Here is a 13155-nt window from a genome sequence, read left to right on the forward strand (position 1 = left end):
CCATGTCTGTGTTTTTTATCAAGCGCCCCAAGTTTGCCTGGGTCATTGCGTTGTTTATCTCCATGGCCGGGCTGCTGATCATCCCGGCCCTGCCGGTGGCCCAGTACCCAAGTGTCGCCCCGCCGCAAATCACCGTCACCGCCACCTATCCCGGGGCGTCGGCCAAGGTGCTGGTGGATTCGGTCACCAGCGTCATCGAAGAAGAACTCAATGGCGCCAAGGGCCTGCTCTACTTCGACTCCACCAGCAACTCCAACGGCATGGCGGAAATTGTCGTGACCTTCAAGCCCGGCACCCAGCCGGACATGGCCCAGGTCGAAGTGCAGAACCGCTTGAAAAAAGCCGAGGCGCGCATGCCCCAGGCGGTGCTCAACCAGGGCATCCAGGTGGAGCAGACCAGCGCCGGCTTTCTGCTGATCTACGCCCTGAGCTACAAGGAAGGCACGGCGACGCAGGATACGACCCTACTGGCCGACTATGCCGCGCGTAACGTCAACAATGAAATCCGTCGGGTCGAAGGTGTGGGCAAGCTGCAATTCTTTGCCTCGGAAGCCGCGATGCGTATCTGGCTCGATCCGCAAAGCCTGGTGGGCTACGGGTTGTCCATCGATGACGTAAGCCGGGCGATCAGCGCCCAGAACGTCCAGGTTCCCGCAGGCAGCTTCGGCAGCTCCCCGGGCGCAGTCGGCCAGGAGTTGACGGCGACCCTGGCGGTCAAGGGCACCCTGGACAACCCCGAAGAGTTCGGGCGCATTGTGCTGCGCGCCAATCAGGATGGTTCCAGGGTCACCCTCGCCGACGTGGCGCGAATCGAGGTCGGCAGCCAGGACTACAACTTCACCACGCGCCTCAATGGCAAGCCGGCAGTGGGTGCGGCAGTGCAACTGTCGCCGGGGGCGAACGCGCTGAAGACCGCCAGTGCCGTCAAGGAGCGCCTGCAGGAACTGTCGGTGAATTTTGCGCCAAACGTTGAATTCTCGGTGCCCTATGACACCTCGCGCTTTGTCGACGTGGCCATCGAAAAGGTGATCTATACCCTGATCGAAGCCATGGTCCTGGTGTTCCTGGTGATGTTCCTGTTCCTACAGAACGTACGCTACACCTTGATCCCCAGCATTGTGGTGCCGGTGTGTCTGTTAGGCACGTTGATGGTGATGTACCTGCTGGGTTTCTCGGTCAACATGATGACCATGTTCGGCATGGTGCTGGCCATCGGTATCCTGGTGGACGACGCCATTGTGGTGGTGGAAAACGTCGAGCGGATCATGGCCGATGAGGACCTGTCGCCGGTGGCCGCCACCGTCAAGGCCATGGGCCAGGTATCGGGGGCGATCATCGGCATTACCGTGGTGCTGTCGGCGGTATTCCTGCCCCTGGCTTTCATGGCCGGTTCGGTGGGAGTCATCTACCAGCAGTTTTCCCTGACCCTGGCGGTGTCGATTCTGTTCTCGGGGTTCCTGGCCCTGACCTTCACCCCGGCACTGTGTGCAACCCTGCTCAAGCCCGTGGCCGAGGGGCATCATGAAAAACGTGGGTTCTTTGGCGCCTTCAACCGCCTGTTCGGACGCCTGACCGATCGCTACAGCGCCCTCAATCACCACCTGGTAAAACGCGCAGGCCGAGTGATGCTGGTGTATCTGGGGCTGGTGGTCCTGTTGGGCTTTACCTACCTGCGCTTGCCAGAATCCTTCGTCCCGGTGGAAGACCAGGGTTATATGATCGTTGACGTGCAACTGCCGCCCGGCGCCTCGCGGGAGCGGACATCGGCGACCGGCCAGGAGCTGGAGCAGTTTCTCGCCTCCCGTGACGCGGTCGCCAGCACCTTCCTGGTCCTGGGCTTCAGCTTTTCCGGGATGGGCGAAAACGCCGGCTTGGCCTTTCCGACCCTAAAGGACTGGTCGTTGCGCGGCGACGAGCAATCTGCCGAAGCGCAAATCGCAGGGGTCAATCAACACTTTGCCAACCCCAGCGACGGCGCGATCATGGCGGTGAACCCTCCGCCCATCGACGGCATGGGCAACTCCGGTGGGTTCTCCCTGCGCCTGCAGGACCGCGCTGGGCTGGGCCGCGAAGCCTTGCTCGCTGCACGGGACCAGTTGCTGGGCCAGGCCAACGGCAATCCGAAAATCCTCTACGCGATGATGGAAGGCCTGGCCGAGGCCCCGCAATTGCGCCTGACCATCGATCGGGAAAAAGCCGAGGCCCTGGGCGTCGGGTTTGATGCAATCAACAACACCTTGTCGACCGCGTTCGGCTCGGCGGTGGTCAACGATTTTGCCAACGCCGGGCGCCAGCAACGGGTGGTGGTGCAAGCCGACCAGCGGGACCGGATGACGCCGGACAGCGTGCTCAAACTGTTCATCCCCAATAACCTCGGCGCCCTGGTGCCCATGAGTGCCTTTGTCAGCACCCAGTGGGAGCAAGGCCCGGTGCAAATCGCCCGCTATAACGGCTACCCGTCGATCCGTATCGCCGGCGATGCGCCGCCCGGCGTCAGCACCGGGGAAGCGATGGCCGAGATCGAACGCCTGGTGTCCACGCTGCCGGCAGGTATTGGCTATGAATGGACCGGTTTGTCGTACCAGGAAAAGATCGCCAGCGGCCAGGCCTTGCAACTGTTCGCGCTGGCGTTCGTGGTGGTGTTCCTGCTGCTGGTGGCGCTGTATGAAAGCTGGGCCATCCCCTTTGTGGTGATGCTAATCGTACCGGTGGGCGCCCTGGGGTCGGTGCTGGCCGTGACCAGCCTGGGCATGCCCAACGACGTATACTTCAAGGTCGGCCTGATCACCATCATCGGGCTGGCGGCCAAGAATGCGATCCTGATCGTCGAGTTTGCCAAGGACCTGTGGGCCCAGGGCTACTCCCTGCGTGACGCCGCCATCGAAGCCGCACGCCTGCGCTTTCGTCCCATCGTCATGACCTCCATGGCCTTTATCCTCGGCGTCGTGCCCCTGGCCATCGCCACCGGCGCGGGTGCTGCCAGCCAACGCGCCATCGGCACCGGCGTGGTTGGCGGGATGCTCAGCGCAACGATATTGGGGGTGGTGTTTGTGCCGGTTTTCTTTGTCTGGGTACTTTCAATGCTCAAGCACAAACCGGTTGTCAGCCCGGATGACAACACACTGCCAGCCGCGCGGATCGAGGAGTAAACCGCAGGTGTAGGAACAGTCGAGCCCGGCGAGGTGGGGTTCGACTGCTTCTACAGGCTTTACCTGTGTTTGTTAGATCGCTACCTGTTATAGCAACACCGTGGCCAGCATCCCCAGTGCACCCAGGCAAAAACCGATCAATGCACCGCGCCCGGGCGCCTCATGGAACAGCGCCCAGACCACAACAGGCTCCAGCAGCAGCAAGGACGTGACAGAGACCACGGTGACGATCCAGATATCACCAACAGCCACATACCCCAGCCAATAGGCGCCCAGCAGGCAAAACCCGGCAAAACACATCAGCGCCACCGGCATGATGAACGCCTGCCATGAACCATCGCCGGCATGGGCCAGCCTGGCGGTGACTACCTCGCTGTAGATCGCACAAAACTCACCGAGCACCATCAACCCTAGAGCAGAAACTCCGAGTAGTTCTTTGGACATATCAAAAACTCCTTCGCATTCAGCGCAATGTTTTTCAGCTCCCAGCGCGCGATGCCGCACTCCAGGGAGTTGTTGCAGTGATACGAAGCAGCCTTGAACAGGCCTGAATTACCGAAGTGCTTTTCCATGCTCATATCCTTGAATGGGTGTGAGGCTGCGCGCCCAAAAAAAGCGCGGGGCCTGATCATACGTTCCGCAAACCATTGTCGATCTCGACTGCAGTCTGCACCATAGCCCAAGGGCCTGGCTGGCCCCCAAAAAATGTCTCACGTGGGTGCATCTCAGCCGGCCGTGAAACCGCCATCAATCGGCAATACCACTCCGGAAATCATTGAAGACGCGGCGCTGAGTAAAAACAGAATCGGCCGCACGACCTCTTCAGGTTCGGCGAATCGTCCCAAGGGAATTCTGTCAAGCATGCCCTGGGCCTTGATTGGGTCACTCCAGCCCACTTTTGACATGGGGGTCAGCGTAACTGTCGGGTTCACACTGTTCACCCTGATCGCAAAGGGGCCAAGCTCGGCACAGAGCACACGAGTCATCGCATCCATGGCGGCTTTTGACGCTGAATACCCAAGGTGATCCTGCAGCGAAGCCAGCGCCGCTTGACTGGACACATTCACAATGGCCCCACCACGACCTTGTTGAATCATTCGACGGGCGACCATCTGACACATCAAAGCAGTGGCCCGTGCGTTGATGGCCATCATTCTGTCAAAGTCTGCGCCGAGCATCTCGGTTGCCGGGTCCAGGAGTGCAAGCCCTGCACAGTTGACCAGCCCGTCGACTTCCCTGAGTGCACTGTCGACCTTATCCAAGCCTTCCTGTTGTTCCAGGTCGGCCGCAATTATGTCGCAGCCCGTCTCATCCTGCAGAGTGCGCAGTTGCTCAGCATTGCGCCCTATAGCCACTACGTGGGCGCCTTCCACGCATAGTTCTCGTACGCAGTAGCGGCCAATACCGCTGCTGGCTCCGGTGACCAGAATGACTTTGTTTTTAAGATCACTGAACATTTCATTACTCCAGATTTGATGAGTCACATCCGCCCCGACCTGATAACGCCGAGGGGGTGTTGAATCCTGAAGGCAACACCCCTGACCCACTCGACCTCTAAGCCGCTAGCTCCCGGATGGCCGGAGTTCGCCTGTTGAACCGCATCCCTGCTCAGAGCAGCGAATGACGCCGTAATTTCTCAAGGCGCGCGACGTTCAAGCTTGTCTCGCAGGAGCGCCTCAAGCTTGCACTGATCGGCATCAAACCCTCGAATACCCTCGGCCAGCTTTTCCGTGGCCATCGCGTCGTCGTTAAGCTGCCAGCGAAACTTGCTTTCAGAGAGCGGCTCAGGCGGTTCTGCTCGTTCCAGGGACTCACCCATGCTGTACGCAAGCACACCTTCAGTAGTGGCCAGCGCGTCAAGCAATGCAGGGCTGATGGTCAGGCGATCACAACCGGCTAGCGCGAGGATTTCGCCGCTGTTGCGAAAGCTGGCGCCCATGACGACCGTCGAATAATTGTGCCGACGGAAATAACGATGAATCTCCTGAACCTGCAGCACGCCGGGCTCATGTGCCGGAGCGTAATCAATGTCAGGATTGGCTCGGCGATACCAGTCCAGAATACGGCCGACAAAAGGTGAGATCAGAAAGACACCCGCCTCTGCACAGGCCTGCGCCTGGGCGAAGCTGAAAATCAACGTCAGGTTGCATTGGATACCCTCACGCTCCAGTACCTGCGCAGCGCGAATACCTTCCCACGTGGCGGCCAGCTTGATCAGGATGCGATCGCGGCTGACGCCGGATGCTTGATAGAGCGACACGAGTTTGCGTGCCTTGGTGATGCTTGCTTGCGTGTCAAAGGACAGCCGAGCATTGACCTCGGTTGATACGCGACCTGGCACGTGCCGCAGAATCAGGCAGCCCATGGCAACGACCAGGCGATCACTGGCCTCGTCTACCGCGTCGTCGAGGGTTCCCTCAAGCTCACCGACGACCGCAACTGTCTCGTCGATGAGGGCGTTGTACTGTCCGGACTGCGCAGCCTTGAGGATCAAGGATGGGTTGGTGGTGGCATCTTGGGGGGCGAAGCGGCGGATAGCATCGAGGTCGCCGGTATCGGCGACTACGGTGCTCAGTTTTCTCAATTGCGCAAGCAAAGTGGACATGATGTCTCCCGTTTTCTGTAAGCGTGAACCCGTGCGGGTTCGAGGCCTCGCACTGGCAACCTTTCGTTATTGGCTGAGCTGGGCCAGGGCATGCATGCTGGGTTTCAACGCCTGGTAGAGGTTGCAATACTGTTCGAACATCAGGTCGTAGGTGGCCTTGTTCCGAGCATCCGGTTGCGCACGCGGCCGCAAGGTTCGCCAGTCGCGAGCTTGGGCCAGATTGTCGATCTCACCCACGGCCAACGCTGCCAACATGGCGCCCCCCAAAGGGGCCTCGACTTCCTGCTCGATGGTCAGGACGGGATAACCGGTGATGTCGGCGATGATTTGCATCCATAGATCGGATGCGGCAGCACCACCGACCACGATCAACTCAGGATCCAGGCGCACCGCGCCTTGCTGACCTCGCTCCATGTTGTGACGCAAGGCAAAAGCCAGGCCTTCGAGCACCGCCCGGTACATGTGCGCCTTGGTATGAAATAACGACAGGCCGATATAGGCACCGGACGCCTTCGCATCCCAAACCGGACTGCGCTCGCCCATCAGGTAAGGCAAGAACACTAACGCTTGCGCTCCAGCGGGGGTTTTCGCGGCCTCAAGTTCCATCAACTCGTGAACGTCGACCCCTTGCAGCAGCGCTGCCGCTTGTTTTTCCTGGGCGCAGAATTGATCGCGAAACCAACTGACCGAAGCGCCAGCGGCGATAGCACCCCCAAAGATGTAGAGGTCTTCGGTCGCGTTATGCACGTAGGGCATGCTGATCAAACCATGGTCGGCATCGGTGCGTTGATTGATGTAGCCCCAGCACATGCTGGTGCCAATCATCGCCACATGGTTGCCAGGTTCAAGGACGCCAGCGGCGAGGGTCGCCATGGCGGCGTCGACACCACCTGCAATCACAGGTGTGCCAGGGTCGAGCCCCAGGCGCCGGGCGGCATCGGGCAGCAGGTTACCGACAACTTCACTAGACTCCACCAGGCGCTGCGGCATCAACTCAGGGGCGATGCCCAGCGCTTCGAGCAGCGGTACCGACCAACGACGTGCGTTGATATCGTAGACGCCGCCAATATTACCGGCCGAGCTGTGATCGACGGTCAATGCACCGGTGAGGTGAAACTGCACATAGCTGTTGGGCGGCAGCAGATAGCGGGTTTTTGCCCAGACCTCTGGCTTGTTGCGCTTGATCCACAGCATCTTGGTGAAGCCGTAGTAGCTGTCGACACCATTGCCGCTGACACGCTTGAGCATTTCGATATCAATGTTCTGGCGTACCCACTCCACCTCGTTGTGCGCCCGGCGGTCCATCCAGATAAGGCAAGGGTGCAGCGGCTTGATATCACTGTCGACCGGGATACCCGAGCCACCGTATAAGCTGCTGACACAGATGGCCTTGATCTCGCTGGCCGGCACCTGGCTTTGCGCAACCGCCGCCGCGACAGACTCATACACCGCCTCAAGCCAGACATCGGGCCACTGCTGTGCCCAGAGCGGACGCGGTTGCTCGACTTTGTAACTCACCGTCGCCTGGGCAACGATAGCGCCTTGGATCGACATCAACAGCGCCTTGGTACTTTGTGTACCGATATCAACTCCGATCACGTAACTCATGACCCTGCTCCTCAGCGTGCTGACCGTGTTTTTGAGCCAAGCCTTGCCGCACTGCGCCCTGGATGGACGCTGCGTGAGCGAGGCAAAAAGGTAGTCCTGTCGTTAAATTACTTGCCGCGAGTGCGGCCGATATAGATCGCGAGCAGGATAATTGCGCCCTTGATGATGTTCTGGATGTAGGGAGAAACCCCCATCAGATTGAGCCCGTTGTTGAGCACACCGAGCATCATGGCGCCGATCAGCGTGCCGATAATTGCACCGCGCCCCCCTGCAATGGCCGCACCACCCAGTACGACGGCAGCGATGGCATCCAATTCAAAACCGACGCCCGCGTTGGGTTGCCCGCTCATCAAGCGCGAGGTCAGCACGATACCCGCCACTGCGGCTGTCAACCCGCTGATCATGTACGCCAGCAGTTTGTAGCGCGCAACGCGCACCCCACTCAGGCGCGCTGCTTCTTCATTGCCCCCGATGGCATAGATGTAGCGACCAATTGGCGTCTTGTTCAACAGGACGTAGGCCAGGATATACACCACCGCCATCACCAGAATCGGGACCTGGAGCCCGAAGACTTCACCGCGCCCCAAAAACGAGAAGCCTTGCGGTAGATCAGAGATCGGGTAGCCGCCGGTGTAAATCAATGCAAGGCCCCGGGCAATGCCCATCGTCGCCAACGTCACGATGATGGGCGGCATCTTGGCGTAGGCCACAAACACACCATTACCGGCACCGAACAAGGCGCCAACGGCCAAGCCTGCCAGTATCGCAAGCTCAGGTGGCAAGCCGGCGACCATCAAGCCTGCGGTCAGGGTGCCAGACAACGCCATTACCGGCCCCACGGAAAGATCAATCCCGCCGGTCAGGATTGCGCACGTCATGCCCACAGCAATGATGGCAATAATCGAGACCTGGCGTAGCACGTTGCTTAAATTGCTTGCCGTGAGAAAGTTGTCATTGGCCAGGGCCATCGCGACAAAAATCACGATAAAGCCGATCAGAGGATAGAAAATAGGTGACTTGCGCCACTTGTTCAGTTGCACAGTCATCTTCGAGTGCTCCTGGTTGCGAACATTGGTTTCAGTGGCGTTGCTCATCGATAGTCCCTCCTGTGGCATGCAGCATGATTTCGTTGGCGTTCACCGCGTCACCCGAGAGCGTGGTGACAATCCGGCCCTGGCGAAACACTGCAACACGATCACTGACACCGACGATTTCCGGCAGCTCGGAAGAAACCATGATGATCGACACACCCAGCTCCGTCAGCGCACGCATCAGGCGATAAATTTCAGCTTTGGCCCCGACATCGATACCGCGTGTGGGCTCGTCGAAAATCAGGACCTTGCACTCATGATTAAGCCAGCGAGCGATCACCACTTTCTGCTGATTGCCGCCACTGAGGTTACCCACCGGACTGTTATGGTCAGGCGCTTTTACCCGCACTTTGCGCATCAACTCATCGACTACCTGGCCCTCGTCACTGCGATCAATCAGCCCAAGTTTGCCGCAGTGTTTGGCGAGGTTGTTCAGGGTGATATTTTCACGGATCGAAAAGGACAGAATCAGGCCCTCGGTCTTGCGATTTTCCGGGAGCAGTCCGATTCCACAGTTAAGTGCCTCGGCAGGAGACTTGAGCGATTCAGGTCGGCCACTGACCAGTACCTCTTTATGATGGACTGATCTGGCGCCCAGCAACCCCATGACCAGCTCGGTACGACCAGAACCTACCAGCCCGGCGAAGCCGAGTATCTCGCCTTTGTACAACTTGAAACTATTGACTGCAGCCCGTGGGTCGAGCTGCAGTCCACGCACTTCAATGACGATTTCCTGGCAATCGCCATGGCTGGATTTAAGCGGGAATGCCTGGTCGATCTTGCGACCCACCATCATTTCTATCAGGTCATCGATTGCGGTGGTGCTGACCTCGCACTCACCCACCATGCACCCATCGCGCAACACGGTGATGCGGTCACATATTTGATAAATCTCATCCATGTGATGGGAGATGAAAATCATCCCGACACCCTGGGTTTTCAGCTCGCGCATGATCCTGAACAAATGATCCGCTTCACCGGGTGTCAGGGTGGCCGTCGGCTCATCGAGCACCAGAATGCGGGCATTGAGGGACAGCGCCTTGGCGATCTCAACAAACTGCTGCTCAGCGACACTAAGGCCTTCGATGGGCACTGTCAGGTCAATCAGCACCCCCAGGCGCTGAAAAATGGCCAGGGCTTGCTCGCGCATGCTAGCCGTGTCGAGCAGGCCGAAACGGTTGGTAAGCTCTCGGCCAAGGAAGATGTTCTCGGTGGCGGTGAGATAGGGAATCAGGCTGAATTCCTGAAAAATGATGCCGACCCCGGCATTGATCGCATCGTGATAGCTGTGGAACTGCATCTGTTGGCCATCAATGGCGATCGAACCCGTATCAGGTGTGTAGATACCGCACAGGATCTTCATCAAGGTCGACTTGCCTGCACCGTTTTCGCCGAGCAGTGCATGAACCTCCCCTTCGCGCAGTTGGAAACTGATATCGGTCAGGGCTTTGACGCCCGGAAAGCTTTTTGAAATATGTTCGAGTGCAAGGAGACTGGACATGACGCATGACCTCAACGATCGAGAGAGCTGCCCCACGGGAACCTAGCGTTCCCATGGAGCCGACAGGAAGCCGCTTACCAACTAAAGCTGGAAGCCTTTGCCCTGTCGATCAAAGCAACGTCAACGGGAACGGAAGCAGGAACGTTGGCGCCCCAGTGCTTGGCCAACGCGATCCCCAAGGCCAAGCGGACTTGATCTCGCGGGAACTGCGCAGAAGTCGCCAGGAATTTGGAGTCGGCCTTCTGGATAGCCTTGATCGCCTCTGGAGCACCGTCAACGCTTACCAGCTTGACGTCATGGCCGCTGGACTCGATGGCGGTCAATGCACCGAGGGCACCGGTGTCGTTGACACTGAAGATCCCCACCAGCTTGGGGTTGGCTTGCAGGATGTTCTCGGTCACGGTGAGCGCCGTATCCCGCTCTTGTTTGCCGTTTTGCTTGGCCACGATAGTCAGTCCCTTGGACTCCTTGACCGCGGCTTCACAGCCGCGCACGCGCTCAAGAATCGGCACGACCGGGATGCCGTCAAGTATGGCAATGTCACCTTTGCTACCGACTTTTTCTGCGAGGTATTTACAGGCCAGATAGCCCGCATCGTAGTTCTTGGAACCCACGAAGGAATCCAGCGGGCCCTGTGCCTGAGCATCGATAGCGACCACCACCACTCCCGCCTCATGTGCAGAAACAACCGCAGACTGGACGCCTACAGAGTCGGTCGGGTTGAGCAGCAAGATATCGATGTCACGCTGGACCATGTCCTCGACATCACTGATCTGCTTGGAAACGTCATGGCGAGCGTCAGTGATGATCACCTGGGCGCCGATGGTTTTAGCGGCCTCCTCCAGCGCCTCCTTCATGGTCACGAAGTAAGGATTGTTGAGCTCCTGGAAGGAAATGCCGATTTTCAGCGGATCAGCATGGGCCGAGGCGGCGAGTACCGAGCTGCAGAAGAGGCCTGCGACGAGACGAGCGAGGTTGCTTTTCTTGAAGACATTCATGGCGTTTACCTTTGATTATTTTTATATGGCGTCCAATGTACACGTTAACATTTTCCTTGATGACAACATCCGGATCGAACAGAAAAGGAGGTCGAGGTTCCTCTTTCATCCTGTACCGGAGGGAAATGTTAACGTGTACATTTATTTCAAGCTAGCATATGGAATTTGGCTTTACAATAGTTTGCATATTCAGTTTTGGGCTGCCCTGACCAAGAAAAACAACTGAAACAGGGCGCCCGTCAGCGTGGACAGAAAACCTAATGACAAGACCAGGCAAAGCCACCATCACGGACATCGCCAGACGCGTCAACATGACGACCGTCACCGTTTCGCGTGCGCTCAATCAGCCAGAAAAGGTGAAAAAAGAGACACTGGCGCAAATCTTGAAAGTGGCCCGCGAACTTAACTACGTACCCAACGCATTTGCGCGCAACCTCAAAAGCCGCGAGAGCCGGCTCTTCGGCCTGATCACCGCGAGCCTGGACAACCCCTTTTACGGTGAGACCATCAAGGCGATCACCCGCGAAGCGAAGAAACGGGATTATTCACTGCTGCTGTTCGATACGGACGGCTCGCCGGAGCTTGAGGCTCGGGCGGTGGATACGCTGCTGGGTTACCAGGTTGCCGGGATCATTTTGTCGGTGATTTCCGATGACGATAATTACCACCCTGCGTACCTGCCAAAACTGGAAATGGCAGACATTCCTGTCGTCCAGATCGACCGAAAACTGGCAGGTGCTCCCTTCGCCGGGGTCTACCTGGACAACCAGGAAAGCGGGTACCAGGGCGCCCGTGCGCTCCTGGAGCAAGGGCATCGACACTTCCTGGTCGTGGGCGGGCCGGAAAGGTCCAATATCACCCTATCCCGGATCGAAGGCATCCGCCGTGCGCTGACGGAGTATGGCGAGGCGACAACCCTGGAGGTTTTGCACGGTGATTACACACAAGAACCCGCCAGAGTGGCCGTCAGTGCGTATCTCAACAGCGGCAAGCGTCCCGACGCGATCTTCGGGCTCAACATACTGATCACCCTCGGCTCTTTGGAAGCCATGCGTCATCACGGCTTGAATCGATCGGATATCGAGCTTTTCAGTATCGACCAAGTGCCCTATGCCGGCTTCTTCGGCGACCCCATCCCGTGCATCAGCCATAACACTTATGAGCTTGGCTTGACTGCCATCAACATGCTCATGGACAAAATCGACAACCGGCTGCATGTGTCGGCGGACGTGACTGTCAAAGGTGAATTGCGGCGCTGATTGGACCCAGAAAAACGTGCTGCACCCGCGCAAGATTCAACGTAAAAGGTGCAGTCCGATGAAAATATGTAGACGTTGACATTTCTCAAGCCCGCCCTATACATTCTCTTCGTAGGCGTTTAACTGAATAAAAATGTAAACGTTTACATTACTCCAACAACAAGAGGATCTCCGTGGCGGGATCCAAAAGGAGAGAACTGATGGCTTACGCACTTGAAGGCAAGGTCGCTGCGGTAACAGGCGCAGCATCGGGTATAGGCTTGGCAACGGTCGAAGCCATGATTACAGCCGGCGCACGCGTTGTTTTGATTGATCGGGACGAACCGGCCCTCAAGGCAGCCTGTGAGCGTCTTGGCGACGCGGCAATGCCATTGGTCATTGACCTGCTGGATCCACAGAGTTGCGCAACGTTGCTCTCCGGTGTACTGGAAAAAGCCGGGCAACTCGACATCCTCTACGCCAATGCTGGCAGCTACATTGGCGGCGACCTGATTGAAGCCGATTCGGCGGGCATCGACCGCATGCTCAATCTCAACATCAATGCCGTCATGAAGAACGTTCACGATGTGTTGCCCTACATGATTGAGCGCGGGACCGGCGACATCGTGGTGACCGGCTCGGTCGCTGGCCACTTTCCAGTTTCGTGGGAACCTGTCTATGCCGCGTCCAAGTGGGCGATCAACTGTTTCGTGCAGACCGTGCGCCGGCAAGTCAATAAACAGGGGATCCGAGTCTCTGCGGTCTCCCCTGGCCCGGTAATCAGTGCCCTGCTTGCCGATTGGCCCGAAGAAAACCTGAGAAAGGCCAAGGAGAGCGGCAGCCTGATCGAGCCCTGTGAAGTGGCTGATGCGGTGATGTACATACTGACACGCCCACGCCATGTCACCATTCGGGACATGATCGTTTTGCCCTCCGCCTTCGATATGTAAGCATCCACAGCTGCT

Annotated in this window: 11 protein-coding genes; 3 read left to right on the top strand and 8 right to left on the bottom strand. The window is 58.2% G+C overall.

The window, feature by feature from the left end:
- Positions 1-2 precede the first annotated feature (2 nt).
- Positions 3-3149 carry a multidrug efflux RND transporter permease subunit gene (locus KL786_RS15845; protein ID WP_215518232.1) on the top strand — a complete coding sequence of 1049 codons (3147 nt, stop codon included), beginning with the start codon at positions 3-5 and terminating at the stop codon, positions 3147-3149.
- A gap of 87 nt (positions 3150-3236) precedes the next feature.
- On the opposite strand, the gene KL786_RS15850 is transcribed toward KL786_RS15845, so the two are convergent.
- The 8 genes from KL786_RS15850 to KL786_RS15885 all read right to left on the bottom strand — a co-directional run bounded on the left by KL786_RS15850 (position 3237) and on the right by KL786_RS15885 (position 10952).
- Positions 3237-3554 carry a hypothetical protein gene (locus tag KL786_RS15850; RefSeq protein ID WP_215518246.1) on the bottom strand — a complete coding sequence of 106 codons (318 nt, stop codon included), beginning with the start codon at positions 3552-3554 and terminating at the stop codon, positions 3237-3239.
- Positions 3555-3559: 5 nt separating this feature from the next.
- Positions 3560-3721 (bottom strand): hypothetical protein, encoded by a 162-nt coding sequence (locus tag KL786_RS15855; RefSeq protein ID WP_167360817.1) that lies wholly within the window; start codon positions 3719-3721, stop codon positions 3560-3562.
- A gap of 153 nt (positions 3722-3874) precedes the next feature.
- Positions 3875-4606, bottom strand: coding sequence for an SDR family oxidoreductase (locus KL786_RS15860; RefSeq protein ID WP_215518233.1), 732 nt, complete (start codon positions 4604-4606; stop codon positions 3875-3877).
- A 179-nt stretch (positions 4607-4785) separates the two neighbouring features.
- On the bottom strand, positions 4786-5754 hold the full coding sequence (gene tal / locus KL786_RS15865) for a transaldolase (protein ID WP_215518234.1): 969 nt from the start codon (positions 5752-5754) through the stop codon (positions 4786-4788).
- Positions 5755-5820: 66 nt separating this feature from the next.
- Positions 5821-7362 carry an FGGY-family carbohydrate kinase gene (locus KL786_RS15870; protein WP_215518235.1) on the bottom strand — a complete coding sequence of 514 codons (1542 nt, stop codon included), beginning with the start codon at positions 7360-7362 and terminating at the stop codon, positions 5821-5823.
- Between the two features lie 107 nt (positions 7363-7469).
- On the bottom strand, positions 7470-8408 hold the full coding sequence (locus KL786_RS15875) for an ABC transporter permease (protein WP_353844670.1): 939 nt from the start codon (positions 8406-8408) through the stop codon (positions 7470-7472).
- A 31-nt stretch (positions 8409-8439) separates the two neighbouring features.
- Positions 8440-9954, bottom strand: a complete 1515-nt coding sequence (locus KL786_RS15880) for a sugar ABC transporter ATP-binding protein (RefSeq protein WP_215518237.1) — start codon at positions 9952-9954, stop codon at positions 8440-8442.
- A 74-nt stretch (positions 9955-10028) separates the two neighbouring features.
- Entirely contained in the window at positions 10029-10952 is a 924-nt protein-coding gene (locus KL786_RS15885; RefSeq protein ID WP_215518238.1) for an ABC transporter substrate-binding protein, read from the bottom strand.
- A 260-nt stretch (positions 10953-11212) separates the two neighbouring features.
- On the opposite strand from KL786_RS15885, the gene KL786_RS15890 reads away from it, so the two are divergent.
- Together KL786_RS15890 and KL786_RS15895 are read left to right on the top strand one after the other, a co-directional pair.
- Entirely contained in the window at positions 11213-12211 is a 999-nt protein-coding gene (locus KL786_RS15890; protein WP_215518239.1) for a LacI family DNA-binding transcriptional regulator, read from the top strand.
- A gap of 200 nt (positions 12212-12411) precedes the next feature.
- Positions 12412-13140 (top strand): SDR family oxidoreductase, encoded by a 729-nt coding sequence (locus KL786_RS15895; protein ID WP_215518240.1) that lies wholly within the window; start codon positions 12412-12414, stop codon positions 13138-13140.
- Positions 13141-13155: the final 15 nt, after the last annotated feature.

Source organism: Pseudomonas sp. TAE6080, from assembly GCF_018732265.1.
Classification (GTDB): Bacteria; Pseudomonadota; Gammaproteobacteria; order Pseudomonadales; family Pseudomonadaceae; genus Aquipseudomonas; species Aquipseudomonas brenneri.